Origin of the sequence: Paenarthrobacter sp. YJN-5 (assembly GCF_015040095.1) — a bacterium.
Classification (GTDB): Bacteria; Actinomycetota; Actinomycetes; order Actinomycetales; family Micrococcaceae; genus Arthrobacter; species Arthrobacter ureafaciens.
In genome coordinates this window covers 1,272,490-1,287,291 of the sequence record NZ_CP053544.1, presented here as the reverse complement: position 1 = coordinate 1,287,291, position 14,802 = coordinate 1,272,490, and the positions used below count along the sequence as shown (strand labels likewise).

Sequence of the window (14,802 nt, the reverse complement as noted above, 5' to 3'; positions counted from 1 at the left end):
TGCACGTCCGCCGCCGGCTCGGTGGAGCCGGCGGCGTCCGGGAAGTTTTACCAGCGGTAGTGTGCGAAGGCCTTGTTGGACTCGGCCATCTTGTGGGTGTCTTCGCGACGCTTGACAGCGGCACCGAGACCGTTCGAGGCATCCAGGATTTCGTTCTGGAGGCGCTCGGTCATCGTCTTTTCGCGGCGGGCCTTGGAGTAGCCCACGAGCCAACGCAGTGCGAGGGCGGTGGAGCGACCCGGCTTGACCTCAACCGGAACCTGGTAGGTGGCGCCACCAACACGGCGGGAACGCACTTCCAGGGAAGGCTTGACGTTGTCCATGGCCTTCTTCAGGGCTGCGACGGGGTCGCCGCCCGTCTTGGCGCGGGCACCTTCGAGTGCACCGTAAACGATGCGCTCTGCGGTGGACTTCTTGCCGTCAATCAGGACCTTGTTGATCAGCTGGGTGACCAACGGGGAGCCGTAGACGGGATCTGAAACGAGCGGCCGCTTCGGGGCCGGACCCTTGCGAGGCATATTACTTCTTCTCCATCTTTGCGCCGTAGCGGCTGCGGGCCTGCTTGCGGTTCTTGACACCCTGGGTGTCGAGGGCTCCGCGGACGATCTTGTAGCGGACACCCGGGAGGTCCTTCACACGACCACCACGGACGAGCACGATGGAGTGCTCCTGCAGGTTGTGGCCAACGCCGGGGATGTAGGCGGTAACTTCCACGCCACCGTTGAGGCGCACACGTGCGACCTTACGAAGGGCCGAGTTCGGCTTCTTCGGAGTGGTGGTGTAGACGCGGGTGCAAACACCGCGGCGCATCGGGCTGCCCTTCAGCGCGGGAGCCTTGGTCTTGGAGACCTTCGGCGTGCGGCCCTTGCGGACCAGCTGGTTAATCGTAGGCACTTTCGTGTTCTCCGTTGTTTGATCTCTGCCCCCACGCACAGGCGCCAGCCGGTGCACATGTGGGAACTTTGGCGTTGCTCATGCGGCCGGCCGGAACTTCCGGTAGGCGTGCAAAAGTGCGGCATTCGTTGCGCAAGTTGCCCGCAACCCGGAAACAGACTCCACACCCAACACCATGAGAACAAAACCAAAATGATGCTGCGGCGGCCTTCATCCACTGCCACACAGAACAATTACATAAAGTCTAGCACGGCTTGATCTCATGCCTTAATCGGGTGTATGGAGGGCGACGGCGGAAGCCGGGTGCCGCCGTCGCCCTCCACTCCCCCGGGTTGCGGCGGAGTGGCCGTTAACGCGCCGAACCCCGCACTCCGAAGAATGCGGGGCCCGGCGTTCAGTCAATGACTAACGCTGCAATCAGCGGAAGTCGTTGCCGAGGTCGTAGTCATCCAGCGGGATGGCGTGGAACTCGGGGGCACCGTCCCCACCCAGGGCGTCATAGGAGAAGTCGGTGAAAGCGCTGGGGCCCGTGAACAGGCTTGCCTTTGCTTCTTCCGTCGGCTCCACAGTGACCTGCGTGTAGCGCGGCAGACCCGTACCAGCCGGGATGAGCTTACCGATGATGACGTTTTCCTTGAGGCCGAGCAGCGGATCGCTCTTGCCTTCCATGGCCGCCTGCGTCAGGACGCGGGTGGTCTCCTGGAAGGAAGCCGCGGACAGCCAGGACTCGGTGGCCAAGGAAGCCTTGGTGATACCCATGAGTTCCGGACGGCCGGAAGCCGGTGCCTTGCCCTCGGATACGACGCGGCGGTTCTCTTCCTCGAAGCGCGTGCGCTCTGCCAGTTCACCCGGCAGGAGGTCGGAGTCGCCGGACTCGATGACCGTAACGCGGCGCAGCATCTGGCGGACGATAACCTCGACGTGCTTGTCGTGGATACCAATACCCTGGCTGCGGTACACGCCCTGCACTTCGTCCACAAGGAACTTCTGTGCTGCACGCGGACCCATGATGCGCAGAACCTGCTTCGGGTCCACCGGACCGTTGATCAGCTTCTGGCCGACGCTCACGTGGTCGCCGTCTTCGATGAGGAGGCGGGACCGGCGCAGTACCGGGTAGGCGATTTCTTCGGAACCGTCGTCCGGAGTGATCACCAGGCGCATCTGGCGCTCGGACTCTTCGATGGTGATGCGGCCGGCTGCTTCCGCAATCGGTGCCACACCCTTCGGAGTACGGGCTTCGAACAGTTCCTGGATACGGGGCAGACCCTGGGTGATGTCGTCGCCACCACCTGCGGACACAGCACCACCGGTGTGGAACGTACGCATGGTCAGCTGGGTACCGGGCTCACCGATCGACTGTGCGGCGATGATGCCGACGGCCTCTCCGATGTCCACGGTCTTGCCGGTTGCCAGCGAACGGCCGTAGCACAGGGCACAAGTGCCGACCTTGGACTCACAGGTGAGAACGGAACGGACCTTGACTTCGGTGATGCCGGCTGCAAGCAGCTGGCCGATCACGACGTCGCCGCAGTCGGTGCCGGCCGGTGCCAGGACGTTGCCCTGGGCATCGACGACGTCGACAGCCAGCGTACGTGCGTAGGCGCTGTTCTCGACGTTCTCGTCCAGGACCAACTCGCCGTTGGAGTCCGGAACTGCGATCGGCGTGACCAGGCCGCGCTCGGTACCACAGTCCTCTTCGCGGACGATGACGTCCTGCGAGACGTCCACGAGACGACGGGTCAGGTAACCCGAGTTGGCGGTACGGAGAGCGGTATCGGCCAGACCCTTACGGGCACCGTGCGTGGCGATGAAGTATTCCAGCACCGACAGGCCCTCACGGTAGGAGGACTTGATCGGACGCGGGATGATTTCACCCTTCGGGTTGGCCACAAGACCACGGATACCCGCGATCTGGCGGACCTGCATCCAGTTACCACGTGCACCGGAGGACACCATGCGGTTGATGGTGTTCATCGGGGACAGGCTGTCACGCATCGCCTGGGCGATCTCGTTGGTTGCCTTGTTCCAGATCTCGATCAGTTCCTGGCGACGCTCGTCGTCGTCGATCAGGCCCTTGTCGTACTGGCCCTGGATCTTGGCAGCCATGTTCTCGTAACCGGCAAGGATGCCCGGCTTGGTGTCCGGAACCTCGATGTCGGAGATGGCCACGGTGACGCCCGAGCGGGTAGCCCAGTAGAAGCCGGCGTCCTTCAGGTTGTCCAGCGTTGCCGCAGTGACAACCTTCGGGTAGCGCTCTGCGAGGTCGTTGACGATCCGGGACAGTTCGCCCTTGTCCGCAACAGCCTCAACCCAGGGGTAGTCCTCAGGCAGGGTCTGGTTGAAGATGACCTGGCCGAGGGAGGTTTCAACGAGAGCCGGCTGACCGGGCTCCCAACCTTCCGGAGCTTCCCAACCTGCGTAGGGAACGAAGTTCTCCAGACGGATCTTCACCTGGGAGTTCAGGTGCAGCTCGCGGGCATCGTAGGCCATGATGGCTTCCGACACCGAGGAGAACACGCGGCCCTCGCCGGCGGAGCCGACGCGCTTGGTGGTCAGGTGGTACAGGCCGATGATCATATCCTGCGAAGGCAGGGTGACCGGGCGGCCATCGGACGGCTTCAGGATGTTGTTCGAGGACAGCATCAGGATGCGGGCTTCGGCCTGGGCTTCCGGGCTCAGCGGCAGGTGGACTGCCATCTGGTCGCCGTCGAAGTCAGCGTTGAAGGCGCCACAAACCAGCGGGTGAAGCTGGATTGCCTTACCTTCAACAAGCTGCGGTTCGAAGGCCTGGATACCAAGGCGGTGCAGGGTAGGTGCACGGTTGAGCAGCACCGGGTGTTCGGTGATGATCTCTTCCAGCACGTCCCAGACCTGCGGACGGTAACGCTCGACCATGCGCTTTGCCGACTTGATGTTCTGTGCGTGGTTAAGGTCAACCAGGCGCTTCATCACGAACGGCTTGAAGAGCTCCAGGGCCATCTGCTTCGGCAGGCCGCACTGGTGCAGCTTCAGCTGCGGGCCGACGACGATGACCGAACGGCCGGAGTAGTCAACACGCTTACCGAGCAAGTTCTGGCGGAAACGGCCCTGCTTGCCCTTGAGCATGTCGCTCAGGGACTTCAGCGGACGGTTGCCCGGGCCAGTGACAGGACGGCCACGACGGCCGTTGTCGAAGAGGCTGTCAACGGCTTCCTGAAGCATGCGCTTCTCGTTGTTGACGATGATCTCCGGAGCACCGAGGTCAAGCAGGCGCTTGAGGCGGTTGTTGCGGTTGATCACACGGCGGTAGAGGTCGTTGAGGTCGGAGGTCGCGAAGCGGCCACCGTCCAGCTGGACCATCGGGCGCAGTTCCGGCGGGATCACCGGGACGGCGTCGAGAACCATGCCAAGCGGGCTGTTGTTCGTGGTGAGGAACGCGTTGACAACCTTGAGGCGCTTCAGGGCGCGGGTCTTGCGCTGGCCCTTGCCGTTCTGGATGACATCGCGCAAGGACTCAGCCTCAGCCTGCATGTCGAAGGTCTCAAGACGCTTCTTGATGGCTTCGGCACCCATGGAGCCCTCGAAGTACATGCCGTAACGGTCACGCAGTTCGCGGTACAGGCCCTCGTCACCTTCGAGGTCGGCGACCTTGAGGTTCTTGAAGCGGTCCCAGACCTGTTCAAGGCGCTCGATGTCGGCGTCGGCGCGCTTGCGGACGTTCGCCATCTGGCGGTCCGCGGAGTCGCGGGCCTTCTTCTTGTCCGCACCCTTGGCACCCTCGCCCTCAAGACGGGCAAGCTCGTCTTCAAGGTCGCGGGCGATCTGGGCGATGTCGCTGTCGCGGTTGTCGATCAGCTGCTTCTTCTCGAGGTCGTGCTCGACCTGGAGATTCGGCAGTTCAGCGTGGCGGTTTTCCTCGTCAACGCTGGTGATCATGTAGGCAGCGAAGTAGATGACCTTCTCGAGGTCCTTCGGAGCCAGGTCCAGAAGGTAGCCAAGGCGCGACGGAACGCCCTTGAAGTACCAGATGTGGGTAACGGGAGCGGCGAGCTCAATGTGGCCCATGCGCTCACGGCGCACCTTGGCGCGGGTGACTTCAACACCACAACGCTCACAGATGATGCCCTTGAAGCGGACGCGCTTGTACTTGCCGCAGTAGCATTCCCAGTCACGGGAAGGTCCGAAGATCTTCTCGCAGAAAAGACCGTCCTTCTCAGGCTTGAGAGTGCGGTAGTTGATGGTTTCCGGCTTCTTGACCTCACCGTAAGACCAGCCACGGATGTCTTCCGCGGTGGCGAGGCCGATCTGCATGAGGCCGAAGGAGGATTCGCTGGACATATGGTCCCTGTTCTCTCTTGTTCTCTAAATTCTGAAGTCTTGGTTACGGAAAGAGGGAGCTGCCCGGCGGGCGGTGCTGGCACCACCCGCCGGAGCGGCTGCTAGACCTCTTCTACGGAACTGGGCTCTGCGCGAGACAGATCGATGCCCAGTTCTTCCGCAGCCGTGAAGACTGCGTCATCAGAGTCACGCATTTCGATCGTGGTTCCGTCGGTGGAAAGAACTTCCACGTTCAGGCACAACGACTGCATTTCCTTGATCAAGACCTTGAAGGACTCAGGAACGCCAGGCTCGGGGATGTTCTCGCCCTTGACGATGGCTTCGTAGACCTTCACGCGGCCGTGGATGTCATCCGACTTGATCGTGAGGAGTTCCTGAAGGGTGTAAGCGGCGCCGTAAGCTTCGAGCGCCCACACTTCCATTTCACCGAAGCGCTGGCCACCGAACTGTGCCTTACCACCCAGCGGCTGCTGCGTGATCATGGAGTACGGGCCGGTGGAACGCGCGTGGATCTTGTCGTCCACCAGGTGGTGGAGCTTCAGGATGTACATGTAACCGACGGAGATCGGGTCCGGGAACGGCTCGCCGGAGCGGCCGTCGAACAGACGGGTCTTGCCGGAGGAGTCGATCAGGCGGTCGCCGTCACGGGTCACGTTGGTGGAGTCAAGCAGGCCCGTGATTTCCTCTTCGCGGGCGCCGTCGAACACCGGGGTGGCAACGGTGGTCTGGCCGGTTTCACGAGGCAGGTTCGGGAGGTTCTTGACCCACTCCGGCTCGCCTTCGATCTTCCAACCGGTCTTGGCAACCCAACCGAGGTGGGTTTCCAGGACCTGGCCGACGTTCATACGACCCGGAACACCAAGCGGGTTCAGGACGATGTCCACCGGGGTACCGTCTGCAAGGAAGGGCATGTCCTCGACCGGGAGGATCTTGGAGATAACACCCTTGTTGCCGTGGCGGCCGGCGAGCTTGTCGCCGTCGGTGATCTTACGCTTGGCTGCAACGTAGACGCGGACCAGCTGGTTCACGCCCGGGGGCAGTTCGTCGTCGTTGTCGCGGTCGAAGACGCGCACGCCGATGACCGTACCGGACTCGCCGTGGGGCACCTTCAGCGAGGTGTCGCGGACTTCGCGGGACTTCTCACCGAAGATCGCGCGGAGGAGGCGCTCTTCCGGAGTCAGTTCGGTTTCACCCTTAGGGGTGACCTTTCCGACCAGGATGTCCCCTGCTTCAACCTCGGCACCGATGTGGATGATGCCGCGCTCGTCCAGGCCCGCCAGGACTTCCTCGGACACGTTGGGGATGTCACGGGTGATTTCCTCGGCACCAAGCTTGGTGTCGCGGGCATCGATCTCGTGCTCCTCGATGTGGATGGAGGACAGAACGTCTTCAGCGACGATGCGCTGGGACAGGATGATGGCGTCCTCGAAGTTGTGGCCTTCCCATGACATGAATGCCACGAGCAGGTTCTTGCCGAGGGCAAGTTCACCCTGGTCCGTTGCCGGGCCGTCGGCGATGATGCCGCCAACTTCCAGGCGCTGGCCTTCGTTGACCAGGACGCGGTGGTTGTAGCAGTTGCCCTGGTTGGAGCGGGCGAACTTGTTGATGCGGTAGTTGGTTTCCGTACCGTCGTCATTGAGCATGACAACCAGCTCGGCGGAAACTTCGGTGACCACACCGGCCTTCTTGGCGATGACAACGTCTCCGGCGTCAACAGCTGCGGCGCGCTCCATGCCGGTGCCCACGAACGGAGCCTCGGAACGGACCAGCGGCACAGCCTGGCGCTGCATGTTGGCACCCATGAGTGCGCGGTTGGCGTCGTCGTGCTCGAGGAACGGGATCAGGGCCGTTGCCACGGACACCATCTGGCGCGGGGAAACGTCCATGTACTGGACATCCTCGGCCGGAACCAGCACGGGCTCGCCTCCACCACCACGGGCACGGACAAGAACGGTCTCTTCTGAGAAGCGCTTGTCGGCATCCAGCGGAGCGTTGGCCTGTGCGATCAGGACCTCGGCCTCGTCATCTGCGGTGAGGTATTCGACGTCGTCGGACACAACACCGTTGGTGACCTTGCGGTACGGGGTTTCGATGAAGCCGAACGGGTTGATGCGGCCGTAGGAAGCCAACGAACCGATCAGGCCGATGTTCGGGCCTTCAGGAGTTTCGATGGGGCACATACGTCCGTAGTGGGACGGGTGAACGTCACGGACTTCCATGCCTGCGCGGTCACGGGACAGACCACCCGGGCCAAGGGCCGACAGGCGGCGCTTGTGGGTCAAACCCGACAGCGGGTTGTTCTGGTCCATGAACTGCGACAGCTGGGAGGTTCCGAAGAACTCCTTGATGGCTGCAACAACCGGGCGGATGTTGATCAGGGTCTGCGGCGTGATGGCTTCGACATCCTGCGTGGTCATGCGTTCGCGGACGACGCGCTCCATGCGGGACAGGCCGGTGCGGACCTGGTTTTCGATCAGTTCGCCAACGGCGCGGATGCGGCGGTTGCCGAAGTGGTCGATGTCGTCGATCTCGACGCGGAGCTCGTGGTCTTCGCCGTCGCGCTTGCCCATGATGGTCTTCTCGCCGGCGTGCAGCGCAACGAGGAACTTGATCATGGCGACGATGTCTTCAACGTGCAGGACCGAAGCTTCCTTGTCACCAAGGGAGCGGTCGATGCCCAGCTTGCGGTTGATCTTGTAACGGCCAACCTTGGCCAGATCGTAGCGCTTGGGGTTGAAGTACAGGTTGTCCAGCAGGGACTGGGCAGCTTCGACTGTGGGCGGCTCGCCCGGACGCAGCTTGCGGTAGATGTCCAGCAGGGCGTCTTCGCGGGTCTCGGTGGCGTCCTTCTCCAGCGTTGCACGCATGGAGTCGTACTGGCCGAACTCTTCGAGGATCTGGCCTTCGGTCCAGCCAAGGGCCTTCAGCAGGACGGTAACGGACTGCTTGCGCTTACGGTCGAGGCGAACACCGACCTGGTCGCGCTTGTCGATTTCGAGCTCGAACCAAGCACCACGGGACGGGATGATCTTCGCGGTGAAGATGTCCTTGTCACTGGTCTTGTCTGCAGCGCGCTCGAAGTAGGCGCCGGGCGAACGGACCAACTGGGAAACAACAACACGCTCGGTGCCGTTGACGACGAACGTTCCCTTTTCGGTCATGAGCGGGAAGTCGCCCATGAACACGGTCTGCTGCTTGATTTCGCCCGTGTTGTTGTTCATGAACTCGGCCTTGACGTACAAGGGAGCCGAGTAGGTGGCGTCACGGTCTTTGCATTCGGCCATGGTGTACTTCGGATCAGCGAACTCCGGCTCGGAGAAGCTCAGGGACATGGTGCCCTGGAAGTCCTCGATCGGGGAGATCTCTTCGAAGATGTCGGCAAGTCCAGAGGTGGTGGCGACGCTGAGATCGCCCTCCTCGACAGCCTTCGCTACCCGCGCCTGCCAGCGTTCGTTTCCGACCAGCCAGTCAAAGCTGTCTGTCTGCAGGGCGAGAAGATTCGGAACATCCAGCGGTTCGTGAATCTTTGCGAATGAGAGGCGGCGGGTGGCACCATCGGTGCTTGCCGTGTTAGCGGTTTCGTTATTAGAGGTGCTCGAGGCGACCAAGAGGGATCCTTCCACAGACCTTCAGGCGTTTTCAGATCTCCCCCGTTTGCATCCCGCGGAGTTCTCCGCGGCATACTTAATCCGGTTCCGCTATATGACCCGGACCCAGCCCCGCAAAAGGTAGATGCACGCCTTGGACGGCATGCCGATTGACGCAGCTGAGATGTAAAGCCCACCGCTATATGAAGGCTGAAGGTTAACAGGGAAGACGCAAATATCTACGATACGGCAAAGTAGCCTTTCTGTCTACCCCAGATCGTCCGGGATTGCAAGCACCGTTGCTGCAGGCACCAAAGCGAAGGCGCTCCACGGCCCCGGGCAGGTCTTCCGGAAGAGTGCCTTTCCAAGCCGGGTTCCGGAGCGCCCGCCGCGCGATAGCCTAGGACGTAATACAACCGGACCGGAAGAGAGACCATGACAAACTCCGACGACAATGACGTTGTCATCCTTGCAGGTTCCCGGACCCCGCAGGGCCGCCTCAACGGGCAGCTGGCGGGCTTCACCGCCGTCGAGCTTGGTGCCCATGCGATCACCGGCGCCCTGGCGGCGAGCGGTGTCAAGGCCGAGCAGGTGGACGCCGTCATCATGGGACAGGTATTGCAGGCAGGCGCCGGCCAGAACCCCGCCAGGCAGAGCGCCATAGCCGCAGGCGTTGGCTGGAATATCCCGGCCGTGACCATCAACAAGGTCTGCCTGTCCGGGCTCACGGCGGTCATCGACGCTGCCCGGATGATCCGCGCCGGAGATGCCACGGTAGTTGTGGCCGGCGGACAGGAGTCCATGACGCGTGCTCCGCACCTCCTCCCCGGTTCACGCCAGGGATGGACCTACGGAGCAGTCCAGGCCTTGGACGTCGCCGCGCACGACGGCCTGACAGATGCTTTCGACGGGCAGTCGATGGGACTCTCCACGGAATCGAAGAACGTAACGCTCGGCATTGACCGGCGTGCCCAGGACGAGGTGGCCGCGGCTTCCCACCAACGCGCCGCCGCCGCAGCGGAGGCGGGAATCTTCGACGTCGAAATTGCGCCACTCAGCGTCAAGCAGCGCAAGGGAGATCCCGTGGTGCTGACCTCGGATGAGGGGATCCGGCCCAACACCACGCTGGAAACGCTCGCCCCGCTCAAGGCCGCCTTCGCGACGGACGGAACCATTACTGCCGGCAACTCCTCTCCCCTGTCCGACGGCGCCTCCGCGCTGGTGTTGACCAGTCGCCGCTTCGCCAAGGACAACGGCCTCGAATACCTTGCCGTCGTGGGCAAGCCGGGGCAGGTGGCCGGACCGGACAATTCCCTGCACTCGCAGCCTTCCAACGCCATTGCACAGGCTTTGAAGAAGGCCGGCTGGGTTGCCGAAGACCTGGATTTCATAGAGATCAATGAGGCCTTCGGGTCCGTTGCCGTCCAGTCCCTCAAGGACCTCCAATACCCCTTGGAAAAGTGCAACATCCACGGTGGAGCGATTGCCCTGGGCCACCCGATCGGCGCCTCCGGAGCCCGTCTGGCCCTGCACGCAGCGCATGAGCTCCGACGGAGGGGAACGGGCAAGGCCGCCGTATCGTTGTGCGGCGGCGGAGGCCAAGGCGAAGCCCTCCTCCTGTACCGCGACTAAGGGAGGTCCGGACCATGGCCCACGCCAACGGCGCCCAACGGTTCCTGGATGATGCCGCCGCCCGCGGACTGGACGTGGACGTCGTCGAACGTCCGGCAGCCCGCAGCCTGGAAGAAGCGGCGAGCATCCTCGGAATCAATCCCGCTGACATCGTGAAGTCCCTCGTGGTCAAGCACAGGGACGGCACGTTCCTTTTCGCGCTCATTCCCGGCGACCGGCAGATCTCGTGGCCGAAGCTGCGTGCTCTGGTGGGGGTCAACAAGCTCTCACTGCCGGCAGCGGACGTTGCGCTGGAAGCCACCGGCTACGAACGCGGGACCATCACTCCCCTGGGCAGCACGAACGCCTGGCCTGTCTATGCTGACGCCTCGATCGCGGGCCGCCGGATCTCGATGGGGGCCGGTGCGCACGGGCGCAGCGCCTTCGTGGATGCCGACGCGCTGACGGCGGCGCTGAACGCCGTCGTGGCAGACATCAGCGAACCCAACTAAGTCGCATTTGTGCGCGTTCTGAGCCCTCAAAACGCGCACTAATGCGACCTGGTTGGGTGCTTTAACAGCAGGAAGCCCCGCCCGGCGAACCGGACGGGGCTTCCCAAAGCAGAACGAGTTACTTGAGGGTAACCGTTGCGCCAGCTTCTTCGAGCTGAGCCTTTGCCTTCTCTGCGGCTTCCTTGGTGGCGCCTTCGAGAACAGCCTTCGGTGCACCGTCAACCAGGTCCTTGGCTTCCTTGAGGCCGAGGGAGGTGATGGCGCGAACTTCCTTGATCACTGCGATCTTCTTGTCGCCGGCTGCTTCGAGGATGACGTCGAATTCGGTCTTCTCTTCAGCAGCTTCAGCACCGGCGCCGCCGCCGGCGGGGCCTGCAACTGCAACAGCAGCAGCAGTAACTTCGAAGGTCTCTTCGAAGAGCTTGACGAACTCGGAGAGCTCGATGATGGTCAGTTCCTTGAAAGCTTCAATGAGCTCTTCGTTGCTGAGCTTCGCCATGGTGGCGTCCTTCCATTAGGTGGTGCTGGTCCGGACCTTGCCGTTCCGTGCACCGGAGTTTGATTGGGGGGAGAACTTAGTTCTCTTCGGTTGCAGCTTCGGCAGCAGCCGGTGCTTCTTCAGCAGCCGGAGCTTCTTCGGTTGCAGCCTCTTCAGCCGGTGCTTCTTCAGCGGCCGGTGCAGGAGCGCCGCCCTCTTCTTCAAGCTTGAGGCGCAGGGCATCGATGATGCGTGCAGCAGCGGATGCAGGAGCCTTGAGGACACCGGCAACACGTGCAAGCTGGAACTCGCGGGACTCGAGGGCAGCCAGTGCGGCGACACCCTCAGCGTCCAGTGCCTTGCCTTCGAACAGGCCGGTCTTGATGACCAGCTGCTTGTTGGCCTTGGCAAAGTCCGTCAGGCTCTTTGCAGCAGCAACGGCGTCGCCCTTGATGAAGGCGATCGCAGTGGGGCCGGCGAGCTGGCCGTCGAATGCATCGACACCAGCTTCCTTGGCTGCAATGGCGCTCAGGGTGTTCTTGACGACCGAGAACTTGGTGTCCTGGCCGAGAGCAACACGGAGTTCCTTGAGCTGCGCAACAGAGAGCCCACGGTATTCGGTCAGGACAGCCGCAGTCGATTCCTTGAAATCGTTGGTGATCTCTGCAACTGCGGAGACCTTGCTAGGCGTTGTCATAACCCTCCTTCCGGGGAATAAAGCCGGTCTTCCGGGTCCCCGCTCACGAGAGCTAAAACTAAAAAACGCCCCGCGCAGATGCACGGGGCTTGGCTCAACACAGCTTTACTGTGGAGACTCAACTCGTTCACCTGCGTTGGCCGCCCTATGTCAGGGTCCTTCGTCAAGAAATTCACCTTGTTCTCACGGGCGTAGCTACAGAGCTGAGCTTTGCTCGAAAGGGTGGATTCCCATCAACCGACGGTCTTTGGTAATTCAAGGTTACGGGAGACGGCATGCGAACTCCAAATCGGCCCCCTAGTCCGATGTGGTCGCCCCGGCCGAGCGGCGCGGCAGTTCCTTTTGCCACAGTCCGGTGACTCCCGCCGTCGTGAATCCCAACTGCTTGTTGACCGTCAGGAGGTAGCGGTTCTCCGGCGCGTTCCACGTGTAGATCACCCTGGCGTCCGGGAACTGCTCACTCAGGCGTTCCATGTTGGCCACCTTGATCAGGAGCCCCAGCTTGTTCCCCCGGTGCTCCTGCAGGACCAAGGTGTCATCCTGGAAGACGACGTCCTGGCGGTGCGCCAGAACGCTGATGGTGGTCAGGCCTACCAGCTTCCCGGTAGCAACATGCTCGACGGCGGTAACAACCGTCCGCCTTCCCTGCGCCATGGCTGCGTCTTCCGTTTCCCGCAATACCGCAGCGTCGAAGACCATGCCGGTGTCCGCCCCGGCCGGCTCGTCGTCCTCGTCCTCGCCGTGGACCACTTCGCCGGCAGCGTTCTCCAGCTCCGCCACGCCCTCGAGCAACCGCTCAGGGCAGCGGTCAGTCCAGTGGTGCAACGCGTAGCGGCCGGCGTTGGCTTCCTCGGCTTCGGCCTGGAGATCCGCCACCAGCTTGGAATCCAGCGGAAGGACACATGAGCTGAACTGCTCGATGTGCTGCAGCGTATAGCCCGCCCGCTGTGCGAAGTCCACCTCACGGCTGCTGACAGGAACGAAGCCAGGCCCGGTGCCGGGAATGAGCTGGTCTTCCGGAATCTCGGTCAGGGACGTTGCCGGGTGGTTGGTGTCCACCAAAACCATGGTGCGGCCCTCTGCCCGGGCGAGCTGTTCGGCGGCTTCAAGGAGGTGGCGGCCCACGCCCCTGCGCTGGTATTCGGGCAGGACATCCAAGGTGAATTCGGCCAGGTCGATGTTGTCAGCCAACGGCAAGGCGATGTCTATGGTTCCTACGATTTTGCCATCCACTTTGGCGACCAGGATGATCTGGCGTTCGTAGGGATCGGAGAACTCCAGCATTTTCTCCAGCGGCGTGTAGGCGAGGTCGTCACTCCCCCAGGTCTGCATCCGCACCCGCCGGGCAACCTCGACCGCGTCGAGGAAGTCCTTGGCGTCCGGGCTGTCCAGGTTGTCGGGAACCCATGCCTGCTCAACCTCGACGGTCTTCGCCTCTTCTAAAGTCATACCAACCGTTTCTGCCATTCGCCTTCAAAACCGGAAGGTTTGAATCCCAAGGCGATATTAATGGCCAGCATATGCTGGTTTTCACTGGCATTCCATGTCATGACGGACGTACCTGCAGGCCAGGCCAGCACTGCTTTGCGCAGGTTGGCAACTTTCACCAGCATTCCCAAACGGTGTCCCCGATGGGCCGGGTCCACCAGGGTGTCCTCCTGGAAAATCACCGCCGGCATGGCCTCCCGATGAACCAACGCGGTATAGGCAGCCAGTTCCCCTGAGTCGTTGTGCCGGGCCACGGAAACCAATGCGTCCAAACCGCCCATACGCCAGGTAGCTTCTTCCTGCCGCACCCTTGCCGCATCCCATGCTTCGCCTTCCCACCCCAGACCGGCGATGGGAACTTCCGTGCTCATAAGGCTCTTGAGCCGCGCATAGGCTTCAACAAACTCAGCCGGGCAACGATCCGACCACGTGATGACACTGTAAGCCGTGGAACGGGACCGGGCGTCCGCTTCCAGGGCGTCGATGTGCGTCCCGTCAAAGGGCAGCGCCAGGCTGCTGTTGGTCTCCACCTGTTCCAGCGAGTAGCCGCAGTGAACGGCGAAGCGGGTTGAGGCACTGTCCCGGGGCACACCGCCGCTGCCCGATGCGGCTTCCAATAGAGGCACTCCCGCCAGCACGGGCGCGATTGGCTCACCGCAGTAACCGTCGAAGGAGCTCCGGCCACGGTCTTTGGCCACGCCCTCCAATACCCCCAGGATCACCGACCCGAAACCGCGGCGACAAAAAGGTGCGTCCACCAGGACGTGTACGCCCGCCGTCGTCGTATTTTCGCTCAAGGGAAGCGTCAACGTGCCGCAGCCGACAATCCGCTCCTCGAGACGTGCCACGTAGACGTGACGTTCTTCGTATTCGTTTCCCCGCCAGAAGGCTATGTCCTCCTCAAGGGTGGCGGCCCGGTCCGCAGTGCCCCACAGGGCCAGTTCGTGGCGTACGCCAAGTTCATGGAAGGCCCTGAAGTCCGGAGTGATGCGCGCCCCGGGACCGTCCGGGGCGTTGATCCGCTCCACGGTTGGTCCCGCGTTGCTTAATTCGCCGCTGTTCATAAGGTTCGACGACGTCACGCCCCACAGCCTAGGGCCCGCGGTCAGGCGGAACAAGACCCCGCCCGGGACGCCGAAGTCGGGCCCTCCGTTGCACCGGGCAGGAATGCGGAAAGGACCGCCCGGCAATGCCGGACGGTCCTTTCAGAGCCGATGC

10 protein-coding genes are annotated in these 14,802 nt (G+C 62.6%); 2 read left to right on the top strand and 8 right to left on the bottom strand.

Annotation, left to right across the window (positions count from 1 at the left end; translation table 11 throughout):
- Positions 1-47: 47 nt before the first annotated feature.
- The 4 genes from rpsG to rpoB form a co-directional block, all read right to left on the bottom strand.
- Positions 48-518, bottom strand: a complete 471-nt coding sequence (gene rpsG / locus HMI59_RS06080) for a 30S ribosomal protein S7 (RefSeq protein WP_021472399.1) — start codon at positions 516-518, stop codon at positions 48-50.
- A 1-nt stretch (position 519) separates the two neighbouring features.
- Entirely contained in the window at positions 520-894 is a 375-nt protein-coding gene (rpsL, locus tag HMI59_RS06075) for a 30S ribosomal protein S12 (RefSeq protein WP_009358312.1), read from the bottom strand.
- Between the two features lie 417 nt (positions 895-1,311).
- Complete coding sequence (locus HMI59_RS06070) at positions 1,312-5,211, bottom strand: DNA-directed RNA polymerase subunit beta' (protein WP_166183606.1); 3,900 nt, start codon at positions 5,209-5,211, stop codon at positions 1,312-1,314.
- Positions 5,212-5,312: 101 nt separating this feature from the next.
- A complete protein-coding gene (gene rpoB, locus HMI59_RS06065) occupies positions 5,313-8,819 on the bottom strand; it encodes a DNA-directed RNA polymerase subunit beta (protein WP_031216553.1) in 3,507 nt (1,168 codons plus the stop codon).
- Positions 8,820-9,233: 414 nt separating this feature from the next.
- Between rpoB and HMI59_RS06060 the strand changes: the two genes are divergently transcribed.
- On the top strand, positions 9,234-10,430 hold the full coding sequence (locus HMI59_RS06060; protein ID WP_193593135.1) for an acetyl-CoA C-acetyltransferase: 1,197 nt from the start codon (positions 9,234-9,236) through the stop codon (positions 10,428-10,430).
- Between the two features lie 14 nt (positions 10,431-10,444).
- Positions 10,445-10,921, top strand: coding sequence for an aminoacyl-tRNA deacylase (locus tag HMI59_RS06055; protein ID WP_193593134.1), 477 nt, complete (start codon positions 10,445-10,447; stop codon positions 10,919-10,921).
- A gap of 118 nt (positions 10,922-11,039) precedes the next feature.
- Here the strand turns inward: HMI59_RS06055 and rplL are convergent, their stop codons facing one another.
- The 4 genes from rplL to HMI59_RS06035 all read right to left on the bottom strand — a co-directional run bounded on the left by rplL (position 11,040) and on the right by HMI59_RS06035 (position 14,666).
- On the bottom strand, positions 11,040-11,420 hold the full coding sequence (rplL, locus tag HMI59_RS06050) for a 50S ribosomal protein L7/L12 (RefSeq protein WP_021472394.1): 381 nt from the start codon (positions 11,418-11,420) through the stop codon (positions 11,040-11,042).
- Between the two features lie 76 nt (positions 11,421-11,496).
- Positions 11,497-12,096, bottom strand: a complete 600-nt coding sequence (gene rplJ, locus HMI59_RS06045) for a 50S ribosomal protein L10 (protein ID WP_021472393.1) — start codon at positions 12,094-12,096, stop codon at positions 11,497-11,499.
- A 297-nt stretch (positions 12,097-12,393) separates the two neighbouring features.
- Positions 12,394-13,563 (bottom strand): GNAT family N-acetyltransferase, encoded by a 1,170-nt coding sequence (locus HMI59_RS06040; protein ID WP_179013460.1) that lies wholly within the window; start codon positions 13,561-13,563, stop codon positions 12,394-12,396.
- A complete protein-coding gene (locus HMI59_RS06035; protein WP_227471546.1) occupies positions 13,542-14,666 on the bottom strand; it encodes a GNAT family N-acetyltransferase in 1,125 nt (374 codons plus the stop codon). The genes HMI59_RS06040 and HMI59_RS06035 overlap by 22 nt, the downstream gene beginning before the upstream one ends.
- Positions 14,667-14,802: the final 136 nt, after the last annotated feature.

Excerpts from the sequence above, each read along its gene's own strand:
- rplL (WP_021472394.1), bottom strand. The coding sequence starts at position 11,420 with ATGGCGAAGCTCAGCAACGAAGAGCTCATTGAAGCTTTCAAGGAACTG.
- HMI59_RS06055 (WP_193593134.1), top strand. The coding sequence starts at position 10,445 with ATGGCCCACGCCAACGGCGCCCAACGGTTCCTGGATGATGCCGCCGCC.
- HMI59_RS06060 (WP_193593135.1), top strand. The coding sequence starts at position 9,234 with ATGACAAACTCCGACGACAATGACGTTGTCATCCTTGCAGGTTCCCGG.
- HMI59_RS06070 (WP_166183606.1), bottom strand. The coding sequence starts at position 5,211 with ATGTCCAGCGAATCCTCCTTCGGCCTCATGCAGATCGGCCTCGCCACC.
- rplJ (WP_021472393.1), bottom strand. The coding sequence starts at position 12,096 with ATGACAACGCCTAGCAAGGTCTCCGCAGTTGCAGAGATCACCAACGAT.
- HMI59_RS06040 (WP_179013460.1), bottom strand. The coding sequence starts at position 13,563 with ATGGCAGAAACGGTTGGTATGACTTTAGAAGAGGCGAAGACCGTCGAG.
- rpsG (WP_021472399.1), bottom strand. The coding sequence starts at position 518 with ATGCCTCGCAAGGGTCCGGCCCCGAAGCGGCCGCTCGTTTCAGATCCC.